The organism is Roseobacter sp. EG26 (assembly GCF_049830555.1).
Taxonomy (GTDB): Bacteria; Pseudomonadota; Alphaproteobacteria; order Rhodobacterales; family Rhodobacteraceae; genus Roseobacter.
The window spans coordinates 424,568-439,014 of sequence record NZ_JBNBLH010000001.1; the positions used below are offsets into that span (position 1 = coordinate 424,568).

At 58.0% G+C, this 14,447-nt stretch carries 11 protein-coding genes; 8 read left to right on the forward strand and 3 right to left on the reverse strand.

The genetic code is table 11. From position 1 onward, the window contains the following. Window positions 1-36 precede the first annotated feature (36 nt). From ACOTTU_RS02095 to ACOTTU_RS02115, 5 genes are all read left to right on the forward strand, one after another. A complete protein-coding gene (locus ACOTTU_RS02095) occupies window positions 37-417 on the forward strand; it encodes a VOC family protein (protein WP_425655887.1) in 381 nt (126 codons plus the stop codon). Beyond that, complete coding sequence (locus ACOTTU_RS02100) at window positions 414-863, forward strand: methyltransferase family protein (RefSeq protein WP_298912945.1); 450 nt, start codon at window positions 414-416, stop codon at window positions 861-863. Before ACOTTU_RS02095 ends, ACOTTU_RS02100 begins: the two co-directional genes overlap by 4 nt. A 125-nt stretch (window positions 864-988) precedes the next feature. Further along, window positions 989-2,563 (forward strand): Re/Si-specific NAD(P)(+) transhydrogenase subunit alpha, encoded by a 1,575-nt coding sequence (locus tag ACOTTU_RS02105; protein ID WP_425655888.1) that lies wholly within the window; start codon window positions 989-991, stop codon window positions 2,561-2,563. 17 nt (window positions 2,564-2,580) lie between these two features. Next, window positions 2,581-4,014, forward strand: coding sequence for an NAD(P)(+) transhydrogenase (Re/Si-specific) subunit beta (locus tag ACOTTU_RS02110; protein ID WP_425655889.1), 1,434 nt, complete (start codon window positions 2,581-2,583; stop codon window positions 4,012-4,014). Window positions 4,015-4,454: 440 nt separating this feature from the next. After that, the gene (locus ACOTTU_RS02115) at window positions 4,455-5,738 is read left to right on the forward strand and encodes a DUF3422 family protein (protein ID WP_425655890.1); all 1,284 of its coding nucleotides are present in this window, start codon (window positions 4,455-4,457) and stop codon (window positions 5,736-5,738) included. Window positions 5,739-5,800: 62 nt separating this feature from the next. Here ACOTTU_RS02115 and ACOTTU_RS02120 read toward each other — a convergent pair whose 3' ends face one another. The 3 genes from ACOTTU_RS02120 to ACOTTU_RS02130 all read right to left on the reverse strand — a co-directional run bounded on the left by ACOTTU_RS02120 (window position 5,801) and on the right by ACOTTU_RS02130 (window position 9,623). Further along, window positions 5,801-6,787: an ABC transporter permease gene (locus ACOTTU_RS02120; protein ID WP_298912934.1), complete on the reverse strand. Its 987-nt coding sequence runs from the start codon at window positions 6,785-6,787 to the stop codon at window positions 5,801-5,803. Next, complete coding sequence (locus ACOTTU_RS02125; protein ID WP_298912932.1) at window positions 6,780-7,787, reverse strand: ABC transporter permease; 1,008 nt, start codon at window positions 7,785-7,787, stop codon at window positions 6,780-6,782. The genes ACOTTU_RS02120 and ACOTTU_RS02125 overlap by 8 nt, the downstream gene beginning before the upstream one ends. 114 nt (window positions 7,788-7,901) lie before the next feature. Continuing rightward, a complete protein-coding gene (locus ACOTTU_RS02130; protein WP_298912929.1) occupies window positions 7,902-9,623 on the reverse strand; it encodes a peptide ABC transporter substrate-binding protein in 1,722 nt (573 codons plus the stop codon). Between the two features lie 276 nt (window positions 9,624-9,899). Between ACOTTU_RS02130 and ACOTTU_RS02135 the strand changes: the two genes are divergently transcribed. The 3 genes from ACOTTU_RS02135 to ACOTTU_RS02145 all read left to right on the forward strand — a co-directional run bounded on the left by ACOTTU_RS02135 (window position 9,900) and on the right by ACOTTU_RS02145 (window position 14,330). Then, the gene (locus ACOTTU_RS02135) at window positions 9,900-11,744 is read left to right on the forward strand and encodes an ABC transporter ATP-binding protein (RefSeq protein ID WP_425655891.1); all 1,845 of its coding nucleotides are present in this window, start codon (window positions 9,900-9,902) and stop codon (window positions 11,742-11,744) included. Window positions 11,745-11,750: 6 nt separating this feature from the next. Continuing rightward, window positions 11,751-12,914, forward strand: a complete 1,164-nt coding sequence (gene argE / locus ACOTTU_RS02140; RefSeq protein WP_425655892.1) for an acetylornithine deacetylase — start codon at window positions 11,751-11,753, stop codon at window positions 12,912-12,914. Window positions 12,915-12,983: 69 nt separating this feature from the next. Then, window positions 12,984-14,330, forward strand: coding sequence for an NAD(P)/FAD-dependent oxidoreductase (locus ACOTTU_RS02145; RefSeq protein ID WP_425655893.1), 1,347 nt, complete (start codon window positions 12,984-12,986; stop codon window positions 14,328-14,330). The last annotated feature ends 117 nt before the right edge of the window (window positions 14,331-14,447 follow it).

Genomic DNA, 14,447 nt, shown 5'->3' on the forward strand with positions numbered 1-14,447 from the left:
CGCGCTACAATCGGAGTGCAGCAAGAGGATGGCATCATGCAGAAAGTCACAGGTATTGGCGGCTTGTTTTTCCGTGCCGACGACCCCAAGGCAACGTCCGCCTGGTATGCGGAGCATCTGGGCATTTCTGAGGTTCCGGTGACCTACGAGGCCGATGCCTGGCAGCAACAGGCCGGCCCGACAGTTTTTGCGCCTTTTGCCGCGGATACTGAATATTTCGGCAATGCCGCGAAAAGCTGGATGCTCAATTTGCGGGTGGATGATCTGGACGCCATGGTCTCTCAGCTGCGCGCAGCGGGCATAGACGTGGAAGTTGATGCAAAACGATATCCCAATGGTCGCTTTGCCAGATTGACTGACCCGGAAGGTAACCCCATTGAACTCTGGCAGCCCATGGCTGCTGATGATGCGGAATGAAATGGCTGGACATGCCGCCCCTTTGGTTGGTCTGTTTCGCGGTTCTGGCCTGGTGCCAGGCAAGGTTTCTGCCTTTCGGGCTTAGCCTGACCCACCCGGTCACGTCGCTGGTTTCCGGCTTGCTTGTGGGCGCGGGCATCGTACTTGCCATGCTGGCCGCGGTTGAGTTCAGACGTCACAAGACAACCATCATTCCTCACGAAACCCCCGGCAAGCTCATCCAGTCGGGTGTATTCGGCAAGTCGCGGAACCCGATCTACCTGGCGGATGTGCTGATTCTGACCGGGCTGTGTTTGTGGTGGGACGCGGTGCTCGGGCTGATCTTTGTACCCATCTTTGTCTGGGTCTTGGAAAAACGGTTCATCATACCAGAAGAAAACCGCATGAGGCGTGTATTTCGGGCCGATTTTGCACGATATGCTCAAAAAACACGCAGATGGGTGTGAATTCTGTGCAACCGTGAGCGCTCACAGTTTCCCGCGCGCTTGTACCTTGCGTGTCGAGAAGATAGGGAAAAAACCATCCATATGCATCAGATTACGCGAAAACGCATCAAACGGGGGAGCTCCAATTGAAGATCGGCACACCAAAAGAGACCTTTGAAGGGGAAGCACGGGTTGCGATGACGCCTGCGTCGGCCCGGGACCTGCAGAAGCTGGGCCATGAATGCGTCATCGAAACTGGCGCCGGGGCGGCGGCCGGTTTTTCAAATGCGGACTACAAGGAAGCAGGCGTTGAAGTCGTCAAAACCGCCGCAGCCTTGTGGAAGGCCGCAGATGTCGTGGCGAAGGTGCGCGCACCCTCTGATGCCGAGGTCAAGCGGCTGCGGGATGGACAGACCCTGGTCAGCTTTTTCAACCCCGCAGGCAATACCGATCTGATGGAAGCCTCTGCACGAAAGGGTTCCACAGTCATTGCGATGGACATGGTGCCGCGCATCAGCCGCGCCCAGAAAATGGACGCGCTGTCGTCGATGGCCAATATCGCTGGTTACCGCGCGGTGATCGAGGCCGGTAACAACTTTGGCCGCTTCTTTACCGGTCAGGTGACCGCCGCAGGCAAGGTGCCGCCCGCGAAGGTGCTCGTTGTCGGGGCCGGTGTGGCCGGTTTGGCAGCGATCGGCACGTCCACATCTCTGGGCGCCATTACTTATGCGTTTGACGTAAGGCCCGAAGTGGCCGAACAGGTTGAGTCGATGGGGGCCGAATTCGTCTTCCTCGATTTTGATGAAGAACAGCAGGATGGGTCCGCCACAGGCGGTTATGCCGCTGTTTCAAGCCCGGAATTCACCGCGGCTCAGTTGGCCAAGTTCCGTGAACTGGCGCCGGATATGGATATCGTGATCACCACGGCCCTGATCCCCAACCGCGAAGCGCCTGAGTTGTGGACCGAGGACATGGTGAAATCCATGAAACCCGGCTCCGTTATCGTGGATCTGGCCGCAGAGAAGGGCGGCAACTGCAAGCTGACTGTCATGGATGAAAAAATCGTGACAGACAATGGGGTTACGATCATCGGTTACACCGATTTCCCCAGCCGGATGGCCGCACAGGCTTCCACGCTTTACGCCACAAACATCCGTCACATGATGGCTGATCTGACACCTGAAAAAGACGGTGTGATCAATCACGACATGGAAGATGATGTCATCCGGGGCGCTACGATTACCCACAAGAAAGAAGTCACCTTCCCACCACCGCCTCCCAAGATTGCCGCGATTGCCGCAGCACCGAAAAAAGAGGCACCAAAGGAACTGACCGCCGAAGAAAAACGCGCGGCCGAAGTGGAGGCGTTCAAACAAGAGACCCGCAATCAGGTGACAATGCTCGCTATCGGTGGTGCCTTGATCCTGGCCGTGGGCCTTGTCGCACCGGCCAGCTTCATGCAGCACTTCATCGTTTTCGTGCTTGCCGTGTTTGTCGGGTTCCAGGTCATCTGGGGCGTTGCGCATTCGCTGCACACGCCGCTGATGGCTGTGACAAACGCCATTTCGTCGATCATTATTCTGGGCGCGCTGATGCAGATCGGCTCGGGGTCATTCCTGGTGGTTCTGCTGGCCGCGCTCTCGATATTTATGGCCGGAATTAATATATTCGGCGGCTTCCTCGTGACACGGCGCATGCTCGCCATGTTCCAGAAATCTTAAAGCACGGGACGGAAAAAATGGACTTCGGATTTACTACAGCAGCCTATGTGGTTGCAGCCGTCCTCTTCATTCTCAGCTTGGGCGGTCTGTCCGGGCAGGAAAGCGCGAAACGCGCGGTCTGGTATGGCATCGTTGGCATGGGGCTTGCGGTTATCGCAACTTTGCTTGGGCCGGGCGAAGGCCGTTGGCTTTTGTCGCTGGTCCTGATCCTCGGTGGCGGGTTTGTTGGCTACGTCGTGGCGCAACGGGTGCAGATGACCGAGATGCCGCAGCTCGTCGCTGCCATGCACAGTCTTGTTGGCCTCGCGGCGGTTTTCGTGGGCTTCAATGCGCATCTGGAACTGGTCCGCGTTCTGGCGATGGATGATGCAGCGCGCAAAAGCCTTGAGGGTTTCGCGGCACTGCTGGCCAAAAAGGACGGCGTGGAAGTCGCCATCCTGAGGGTGGAACTTTTCCTTGGTGTCTTCATCGGGGCGGTGACTTTCACCGGGTCGGTGATCGCCTATGGCAAGCTGGCGGGCAAGGTCGATACGGCTGCGACAAAGCTGCCCGGTGGTCACATGTTGAACGCAGGTGCAGCGGGTCTCTCCCTCATATGCCTTGTCTGGTACTTCAACTCCGGCGGGTTCTTTCCGCTCTTCATCATGACCTTGGCGGCGCTTTTCATCGGTTACCACCTGATCATGGGGATTGGCGGCGCGGATATGCCGGTCGTGGTCTCGATGCTCAACAGCTATTCCGGCTGGGCCGCTGCTGCGATCGGGTTCAGCCTTGGCAATGACCTCTTGATCGTTGTCGGCGCGTTGGTGGGCTCCTCTGGTGCGATCCTGAGCTACATCATGTGCAAGGCGATGAACCGATCCTTCATCTCGGTCATTCTGGGCGGCTTTGGCGGCCCTGCAGGTGAGCAAATGGCCGTGGAGGGCGAGCAGATCGCCATTGAGGCCGACGGTGTTGCAGCCACGCTCAACGAGGCGGACAGCGTCATCATCATCCCGGGTTACGGGATGGCGGTTGCGCAGGCGCAGCAGGGTGTTGCTGAGCTGGTGCGCAAGCTGCGCGCGCAGGGTAAGAACGTGCGCTTCGCCATTCACCCTGTCGCGGGGCGGCTTCCGGGGCATATGAATGTGCTGCTGGCCGAGGCCAAGGTGCCTTATGATATCGTGATGGAGATGGATGAGATCAACGACGACTTCCCCTCAACGGATGTTGCGATTGTCATCGGTTCGAACGACATCGTGAACCCGGCGGCCCAGGAGGACCCGAACTCGCCCATCGCGGGCATGCCGGTTCTGGAGTGCTGGAAGGCCAAGCAGGTCTTTGTTTCCAAACGCGGTCAGGGCACGGGTTATTCAGGCATCGAGAACCCGCTGTTCTTCAAAGAGAATACCCGCATGTTCTATGGCGATGCCAAGGCATCGCTCGACAAGCTCCTGCCAATGATCGACTGAAACTGCGGCGCTTTCCGAAGTATCAGAGAAATCCGGCTCCCCTGACCCGGGGGCCGGATTCTAACCTTCCGCCCCATCGTGATGTCAGCAGATACTAATCCAGTGGGCGCCAGTGGCGAAGTGCCGCTTTAGGCAGAGGTCATCAGGACAGGTTGCACCTCCATGCGCATTCACGTCGAAGCCCGGTATCATGTGCGGCGATTCTGAGGATCGCACTAAAGGGCCGGATGTGTATTTCATTTTGTAGCGCCCAACGAGGGGCACGGGCACCATCAGGTATGAGAGCCTTTTCCGGTCTGCGATCCGGTTGCAAAATCTTCTGGCGTAATTCTTGGGCGGTATGCGAATGTGTACCGCTAAGATAATGAATAAAAAGGGCTTTTTCTTTACTTCCAAGCTGATCCGCCCTAATTGAGCCTAAACCCCTTTGACGAGATATTATGCCGCCCATTACTGATCATCCTCTTCGCTACAAGCTTGCAAACGAATTGCACGCGCGACCTTTTCCGTCGATGAATGCGCCTTGTTCTGCGGTTTACATCGCCATCAAGCAACCCAACGATGCCGTAAGCCGCGACCGGACACTTGATCTGACGCATCTGACAGAACTTCTGGACCGGCATGGCGCCCCGCACCCACAACCGGGGGCCACGCACTACTACGGACAGATCGGGAAATACTGGCTGAAATGGGAACAACACACGGAGTTTGTCACCTACACCGCTTTTGCCGAAGGCGTCTCAGGACGGCCATTTGATCCGGCGCAATTTGATGTTTTTCCGGCTGATTGGCTGGAAGCAGCACCGGGCCAGCGTATGACCTCAGCGTTGCTGCACATTGCGCCCCGGCCGGCGAAGAACGAGGAAGTTACAACGCTTTTGAACGAATGGTTCGTGTCTGAAAGCCTTGCCGTTTCGGAAGTGCTGGACAAAGCTGCGGTTGTGGCAGGTGATTTCCGCATCGACATGAACGGTCATCTGCGCTTTGTGGTTTTTGCCGATGCGGCAACGGACGCCCGGCGCATCGGGCGGATTGTGCAACGGCTGTGTGAGATTGAAACCTACAAGACGATGTCCATGCTCGGATTCGCGCGGGTCAAGGCGCTTCAGCCAAAGCTGAATGATCTCGACACCAAGCTGACCGGGTTGATGGGGGCGATGAGCGACGAGCGGGCATCTGCTGAAAAGACGCTGGATAATCTGCTGGCAATTTCGGCCGAACTGGAGACGCTCTCCGCGCAAAGTTCTTTCCGGTTTGGTGCCACGGAGGCTTATGAGGCGTTGGTCAATCAACGCATCGAGGCGCTGCGGGAGGAGCGTTTTCTGGGGCGGCAGCATTTTGCGGAATTCATGATGCGCCGCTATGCACCGGCCATGCGCACAGTCAGTGCGGCGGAGCGGCGGCTGGAGGCGATGTCGAGCCGGTCCATCCGCGCGTCGAATCTGCTCAGAACCCGTGTGGATGTGGAGCGCTCGGCGCAGAATCAATCGCTGCTGGAAAGCATGGACAGGCGGTCCGATCTGCAACTGCGTTTGCAACGGACGGTCGAAGGGTTGTCGGTCGTGGCGATCAGCTACTATGCGGTGTCGCTGGTGGGGTATCTGCTTTATCCGCTGACGCAATCAACAGGGCTCAGCAAGGGGATGCTGACGGCGATGGCGACTGTGCCCGTCGTCCTGCTGGTCTGGACGATGATCCGGCGATTGCGGAAGTCCGTGGAGTAGGGACGTCGGAACGACGCGCTTGTCGCGGGACGCGCCAAGACGCCCCGCCCGCCGTCCCGTAGCTAGCGCCCTCTGATCCTGGGATCCAAGGCATCCCGCAGGCCGTCGCCGAGGTAATTCACGGACAGGACGGTCAGTGAAATCAGAATGCCGGGCAGCATCACCCGTTCGGGGAATTCTTCCATGCGGGGGACGGCGTCTGACAGCAGTTTGCCCCAGGTTGGGAAATCCGACGGGAAGCCAACACCGAGGAAGCTGAGCGCGCTTTCGGTGATGATGGCCGTGGCCAGCCCCAACGTCGCCGAGACCATGATGGGGGAGACAACATTGGGCAGCAAATGCCGTCGAATGATCTTGAACGGCGTGGTGCCGATGGATCGGGCGGCGAGTATGAATTCGCGTTCCTTGAGAGCGAGGATTTCACCACGCACAATCCGGGCTGTCTGCATCCACGAGGTGATCCCGATAACGCCGACAATCAGAATGAACATCCCCGTTTCCGGTCCAAAGTTTGCCCTGAGCGGTTGTCGGAAGAGCGTCACCGCGACCAGCAGCAGCGGCAGGATGGGCAGAGACAAGAAAAGGTCTGTCAGCCGCATCAGGGGTCCGTCAAGCCGCTTGAAGTAGCCCGCGGAGACACCAACAGCGGTGCCGATAAACAGAGCCAGCACCATCGCCGTCCAGCCCACGGCCATGGAGGCGCGGCCGCCAGCGATCAGTGTCGCCAGAATATCGCGGCCCAGGTTGTCTGAGCCCAGGGGTTTTGCCCAGCTAGTACGCGCGTCTCCGTCCCAGAGCAGGGTGTAGAGCGGGCGCATGTCCTTGTTCCGGATGTCGAGCTTTTTCGGATCCACATCCCATACCAGGGGTCCGATCAGAACAGCGAGGGTGATGAACAACAGGAAACCACCACCGATCAGCGCGCCTTTGTGTTTGCGGAACTGATCCCAGACGTCTTTCCATTGGCTGCGGGGTTCTTTGGGCGGTTCCTTGTCCTTGAGCGCGCCATAGAGTTCGATGTCGGACGGGTCAGATGATTGATCAGTCATAGCGAATCCTCGGATCGAGAATGCCGTAGAGCACATCCGCGATCAGATTGAAGAGAACGATGAGGATGGCGAAGATAAACGTCAGCGTCATCACCATCGGCAGGTCGTTGGCAAATAGCGCCGTCAACAGCAACTGGCCAATTCCATTCACCTTGAAGAGGGTTTCGGTGATGATGGCGCCGCCAAAGATCGAGGGGATGCCCAGGGCGATAACCGTAATGATCGGGATCATGGAATTCCGCAACACGTGGATCAGCACCACGGCGCTTTCTTTCAGCCCTTTGGCGCGCGCCGTGCGCACATAGTCTTGATTGAGATTGTCGAGCATTGACGCCCGCATGAAACGGCTGATCTGGGCCGTGGTCTGAAGTGCCAGAACCATCACGGGCATGATCATTTGTTGGAGTTGAACCTTGAAGCTCGCCCAGTCGGTGACGACGTGGGTGGTATCATAGATGGATGGGAACCAGCCCAGGTTGACCGAAAAGATCACGATGACCAGAACTCCGGAGAAAAACGGGGGGACCGAGAACCCGATCATGGAAACAAAAGTACCCGCCTGATCGAAAAGGGAATACTGCTTGTAGGCCGAATAGATACCGATCGGCAGCGCGATCAGAATGCCGACGATGTAGGACATGCCCACAACCCAAAGCGTCTGGGGCATCCGCTGCATGACGATATCCATCACGGGAGAACGGGTCTGCCAGGAAATCACCCGTAACTTGCCTTCGGCAAAACCTGTCCCAAACCAGTGGTCGATCAGAACCTGCGGTTCGATCCAGAAGAATTGCACCAGCCATTTCCAGTATTGGACATGGGCCGGAGCGCCGAGGCCCAGGGCTTCGCGCATCTTCTGTTTGACTTCCGGAGGGACGGTCAGGGGCACCTGCGCCATGGGATCACCCGGGGCCAGTTGCAGGAGCAGGAAAATCACCAGTGAAATAAACAGCAGCGTCGGGATCGACAGGACCAGCCGTCTGATGGTGTATGTCAGCATGTGCTACGCCTTTATGCGTCAGTCTTGTTATTGGTGGAACTGAACCAGCGCTCAGGATGAGGCTGGAGGCCATGGTTGGGCGAGGCGCAAATGCGCACCCCGCCCGATTTCACCTCAGCTACCGATACGGTACCAGTCAGCTGCGTTCCACAGTTCGCTGTCCCATGTGTTCAGGATCACGCCACCAAGTGTGTTGGAATGCGCCGACACACGACCGCGATCCACCAGCGGCACGATGGTCATCGTTTCGCGGGTGATGATGTCGTTCAGGCGTTTGGCAATTTCGCCGCGCTTGTCCAACTCACCTGTCCGGGCAAGCTCGTCGAGCAACTGGTCGTACTCTTCGTTGCAGAAACGGTTGATATTCTCACCCTGCCATTGGCTCGCAGGCTTGGGCTCATTGCCGCAACGATAGGCAGACAGGTAGGCCTGCGGATCTGTGCCATCGAAGTTGTTGGCGTACATTTCAACGTCCGCATAGAACTTCTGGAAGGTGTCGGGCGAGCCCGGATCACCACCGAAGAAGACGGAAGCGTCAAGGTTCCGCAACTCGGTTTCAACGCCGATCTGGTTCCACCAGTCCTTGATCAGCGCCTGGAAGTCCTGACGCACGGCATTGGTGGAGGTCTGATAGAGGATCGACAGTTTCACGCCGTCCTTGTCGCGCACGCCGTCGCCATCGCTGTCAGTCCAGCCCGCTTCGTCCAGCAGCGCCTTGGCACCGTCAATGTCCTGGGTCAGGCATTCGGTGTTGTCGGAGGCATAGAGTGCCGGGGCAGGGACAAGGTTACAGGTCGCACGACCTGCCTGACCATACCCAATCTCGACCAGCAATTCGCGGTCGATTGCCATTGAGAGCGCTTTGCGAACGTTGAAGTCCGACAGGAAAGGGTGCGGGTGCGCAAGAGTTGAGCGCTCACCTTCCGGCAGGTCAGGCGATGGGTTCGTCAGGTTCATCTCCAGACGTTCCACCAGCGTCCCGAAAGCCGCGATGGGTGTGCCCTTGCCGCCTTCGGCCATTTTCGCCAGCACATCAGGCGCCAGTTGCAGGTTCCAGGCATAATCGAACTCGCCGGTTTCCAGCACGGCACGACCAGCGGCCGTGGCATCGCCGCCACCCTTGAACGTCAGTGAGGAAAAGGCGGGTTTGCCAGCTTCGCGGTAATTCTCATTGGCAACCATCTGGATCACGTCATTTGGACGGAAATCCGTCACCACGAAGGGGCCTGTGCCGATGGGGTTGAAATTTGCGTCCGTGCATTCAGGTGCCTTGGCACCCAGGCAATCTGCAAATTGTGCCTTTTGAATGATCGGGGATTGGCCGCCCATGAAGGGACCATAGGGATTCGGTTTGGCATCCACGAAATTCACTTTGACTGTGAGGTCATCCAGAACCTCAACGCTTTCGACGCCGTCAAATTTGGACGCCTGGGCGCAGCCACCTTCGGGATGCATGCAATATTCTGCGGTAAATGCGACGTCAGCGGAGGTTACGGGCGAGCCGTCAGACCAGACCAGGCCTTCCGTCAGTTTCCATGTGATGGATTTGAGGTCTTCGCTCACGCCACCGTTTTCAACGGTAGGGATTTCGTCGACCAAGTAAGGAACCAAAGCACCATTTTCATCATAGCGACCAAGGGGTTCGATCACCAGGGATGCGGATTCCAGATCCTTCGTACCGCCAGACAGATAGGGGTTCAGGATCGAAGGCGCTTGCCAATAGATGATGTTGACCTGACCGTCGCGACCGCGTTCCCCTTCGTGGCCGTCGGCGAATGCGACGGGTGCCAAAGCAGTTGTGGCGATTGCCCCCATCAATAGGGTTTTGAGTTTCATTTTATACTCCATGTTGGACACATTCGTGCCGTTACGCGCCTCGATTACGTCCTGGGCGCTTGGGTGCCGACCGGAGGTGATGTGAGAACATTGGCCTAACTTTGCGAAAAGACGCAGTTTTTGAGCCGATCCCCCGGATGCATATGCCCATCGAAGCATCTTTTTCGGAAAAAGCAACCCTTGTGATGGACGACTTTGTGGCAACTGTGGCTGACGGGTTTGACACCGGAGGCTGCTTGGCTTTAGCGTCCTGAGACAAGAACTTCAGGGGCGGCGATGCTGGATCAAGAACAAGACACCTTAACCGTGCACCCAATTGCACAAATCAAAGGGCTGCGGGTCGAGTTTCAGACCAAGGACGGGCCGGTTGTCGGGGTGGAAGATGTCTCCTTTGACATCAATCCGGGCGAGACCGTCTGCGTGGTGGGTGAAAGCGGGTCCGGTAAGTCAGTATCGTCCTTGTCCTTGATGCGTCTCGTGGAATTTGGCGGTGGCGAAATCACCGGTGGCCAGCTTTGGTTCGACCGCCCCGGTGCTGATGACGTGGATCTGGCCGATACCGATCCCGAGAAAATGCGCTCCATCCGTGGCAACGAGATTGGCATGATTTTTCAGGAGCCGATGACGGCCCTGAATCCGGTTTTCACAGTGGGGCGGCAACTCACCGAAGGTTTGCGCCTGCACAAGGATATGACAAAGGCAGAGGCCGAAGCGCGCGCACTTGAGCTTTTGCGCGAGGTGCGCATTCCGGAACCGGAGCGGCGGCTGGTTCAATACCCGCACGAATTGTCCGGTGGTATGCGCCAGCGGGTGGTGATTGCGATGGCCTTGGCCTGCAAACCACGGCTGCTCATTGCCGACGAACCCACGACAGCTTTGGATGTGACCATTCAGGCCGAGATACTTGCGCTGATGGACCGATTGAAACGGGAAACCGGGACAGCCGTGATGTTCATTACCCATGATATGGCCGTCGTGGCGCAAATGGCTGACCGGGTTGTGGTGATGTTTCGCGGCAACAAGGTTGAAGAGGGGCCGGTCGCGGAGATATTCGAGAACCCGCAGCACCCTTACACCAAGGCCTTGTTGGCCGCCGTTCCCAAGTTGGGGGAAATGACCGGGAAACCATTGCCGGAGCCGATGAAGCTGCTGGGGTCGGAAAATAACGTCATCCATCCCATTCCCGGGACCGAGGAGGTCTTGCTGTCGGTCAAGAACCTGACGACAAGGTTCCCGGTCAAAGGCGGGTTCTTTCGGCGCACCGTTGCAAATGTACATGCTGTTGAAGATCTGTCTTTCACCATCAACAAGGGCCAGACGCTCAGCCTTGTGGGCGAAAGCGGATGTGGAAAATCCACTGCGGGGCGGTCAATTCTGAGGCTGGTCGATCCTATGTCGGGCGAGGTCGATCTTGATGGCACAGACATCATGGCATTGGACCAGAAAGCGCTGCGAGAAGCGCGATTGGACATGCAGATGATCTTTCAGGATCCATTTGCCTCGCTTAACCCGCAAATGCAGCTCAGCGATCAGGTGGCCGAACCTATTCATAACTATGGTACGCTGAAGGGATCTGCGGTTCACGACCGCGTGGCTATGCTGTTCGACCGGGTGGAGCTGCCGCGCAGTTTCATGCGACGTTTCCCCCATGAGTTGTCGGGCGGACAACGCCAGCGGGTGGCCATTGCGCGCGCGCTTGCGCTCAATCCCAAGCTGATCATTGCGGACGAGGCAGTCTCGGCGCTGGATGTCTCGGTGCAGGCGCAGGTGCTGAACCTGATGATGGAATTGCAGGCCGAAATGGGTTTGTCTTTCCTTTTCATCAGCCACGATATGGCGGTGGTTGAACGCGTAAGCCACCATGTCGGCGTGATGTATCTGGGTCGGATTGTTGAGCTTGGACCCCGACCGCGGGTGTTTGAGAACCCTCAGCATGCGTACACCCAGGCCTTGATGAAAGCGGTGCCCATTGCGGACCCACGCAAGCGCAAGGATGAAAGCGAGCTGAACTTCAAGCCGATCCCGTCACCGATCCACCCCGTCGGCTATACGCCGGAACCCTCCGTCTACAACGAGGTGGAACCGGGCCATTTCGTTCTCGAAACGGACAGCGGATACTGATCTTTCATGGCCGCACGTCTCACCCCGCTGGAAATCATGCGAAGCCTTGTGGCGTTTCCGACTGTCAGCCGCGACACCAACTTGCCCCTTGTCGACTGGGTGGAGGGGTATCTGGGCGATCACGGTATCGAAACGCACCGATATACCGACCCCGGCGCGCAGAAGGCAGCCGTGTTTGCCCACGTAGGCCCCTGGCAGGAGGGTGCCGTGGTGCTGTCAGGCCATACGGATGTGGTGCCCGTCGATGGCCAGCCCTGGGAGACGGACCCTTACGAGGTTGTTGAAAAAGAGGGAAAATACTACGGGCGCGGCACCTGCGACATGAAAGGGTTCGATGCGCTGGCGATCTGGGCGCTGGTCGAGGCGCACCATGCTGGCATCAAACGACCGCTGCAAATCGCCCTGAGCTTTGACGAAGAGATCGGCTGCACCGGGGCGCCGCCGATGATCGAAGCGATGCAGCCCGTGTTGCCCAAAGGCTCTGCGGTGATCGTGGGGGAACCCTCGTCGATGCGGGCGGTGTCTGGTCATAAAGGTGGGACCGGTTTCGACACCCATGTGCAGGGTTTTGAAGTCCACAGCTCATTGATGGATCGCGGCGTCAACGCTATCATGTATGGCGCCAAGCTGATCGAATGGGCCAATGAGATGAATGCCCAGAACAGTGCGCATCCGCCCGGGGATGTGGCGGCGATGTTCGACCCACCCTTTACCACGGTGCATGTCGGCATGATCGAAGGCGGAACGGCCCATAACATCACTGCAAAGGATTGCCGCTTTGCTGTCGATTTCCGCGTTGTTCCCGGAGAAGACAAGGACGCCTGGGAGGCGCGCTACCGGGCGCGTGTTGCGGAAGTCGAGGCGTTGATGCAAGCGGTTGTGCCCGAAACCCGGATCGAGATCACCCCGCGTTTCGATGTCCCTGCATTGCGACCCGAAGAAGCGGGAGAAGCGGAAAGTCTTGCACGTGCGCTAACAGGCGATAACGCCAGCCATGTGGTCAGCTACGGAACCGAGGCAGGGCAGTTTCAGCAAGCAGGGTATTCCGCGGTGATCTGTGGTCCCGGCGATATTGCTCAGGCGCATCAGCCCAATGAGTTTATCTCCGTGGCTGAATTCGAGGCTGGACATGCTTTCGTGCAAAAGCTTGTTGCTCAGTTGGGCTCTTGAAATACGCCAGTGACATGGCGTCCAAGCATAGATATCGCAACATGATTGGCGCAAAGGCCCAAATCTGAAATGCAGCCGTTTCCGATTTCTCTTGAAACACCCGTAAAGTTCCCCGGCCCTCTCCCTGATCAGGCCGATGTGGTGGTGATCGGTGGTGGGATCATTGGCGTCTCATCGGCTCTGTTCCTGGCCCGTGCCGGGAAAAAAACGGTACTTCTGGAAAAGGGACGTGTTGCGGCGGAACAATCCAGCCGGAATTGGGGATGGATCAGGCAGCAGGGGCGTGATCCCGATGAATTGCCGATCATGGTCGAGGCCAACCGGCTATGGCGAGAGCTTGCGACGCAAACCAATCAGGATATCGGACTACGGCAAGCGGGTGTCACATACCTTGCGAAGTCCGAAGCCCAGATGGCTAAATACGCAGCTTGGGCGCCGATTGCCCAAGAGCTTGGTGTCGATACGAGAACGATGGGTGCGGCAGAAACCGCAGCTTTGGTGCCGGGTATGTCGCAAACTTATGCAGGCGCGCTGCATACGGCCTCCGATATGCGCGCCGAACCCTGGGTCGCCGTTCCTGCCCTGGCTGGCATAGCGGCGCGTGAAGGGGCTTGCATTGTTGAAAACTGTGCCGCGCGAGCGCTCGATATTGCGGCAGGGCGCGTGGCGGGCGTGATCACGGAACAGGGCAGAATTTCCGCGCCTGAAGTGATTCTGGCCGGGGGTGCATGGTCCGCTCTCCTGCTGGGTAGTCAGGAGGTTTTTCTCCCGCAGCTTTCAGTGCGCGCAACAGTTGCCGCGACTAGTGCGTTGCCGTTGATCACTGAGGGCGGTGTTGCAGATGACAAGATCGCTTTCAGGCGGCGGGCAGATGGTGGCTATACGTTGGCGCCAGGCGGGTTTCACGAACTCTTCATAGGTTGGAACGCGCTGCGCTCACTGCCAAAATTCCTCACGCAATTACGCGCGGAGCCTTTTGGCACCCGGTTTTATCCAGCGGCACCGCATGGCTATCCTGATGCGTGGACAACGCCGCGGCGCTGGCTTGAGGGTGGTATCAGCCCTTTTGAACGCATGCGTGTTCTGAACCCACCACCGAACAGATCGCGGGCGAATCGGCTCAAGGGTCAGTTTGCCGCTCTGTTTCCGGAATTGCCCGATTTCGACCTCTCCCATACTTGGGCCGGGATGATTGATACGATGCCTGACCTTGTTCCAGTTGTGGATCGGGTAGCGGCTCTCCCCGGACTGACCCTGGGGACGGGAATGAGCGGTCATGGTTTTGGCATCGGTCCGGCCATGGGGCGCATTCTGGCTGATCTCGCACAGGGCAAGGATCCGGGTCATGATCTTGGCCGTTTTCGGTTTTCGCGTTTTGCTGACGGCAGTGCGATGCGCTTGGGGCCCGCGCTATAACGCGACATTTTGCAAAAGCGCCCGGATCAGGTTGAAGCCGCTGCAGGGAGGTTTAAGATGGCTTTCAGGAAGGCAGAATCATGCCCGTTTCTGAGTGCCCCTGTCGGCACATAAGCC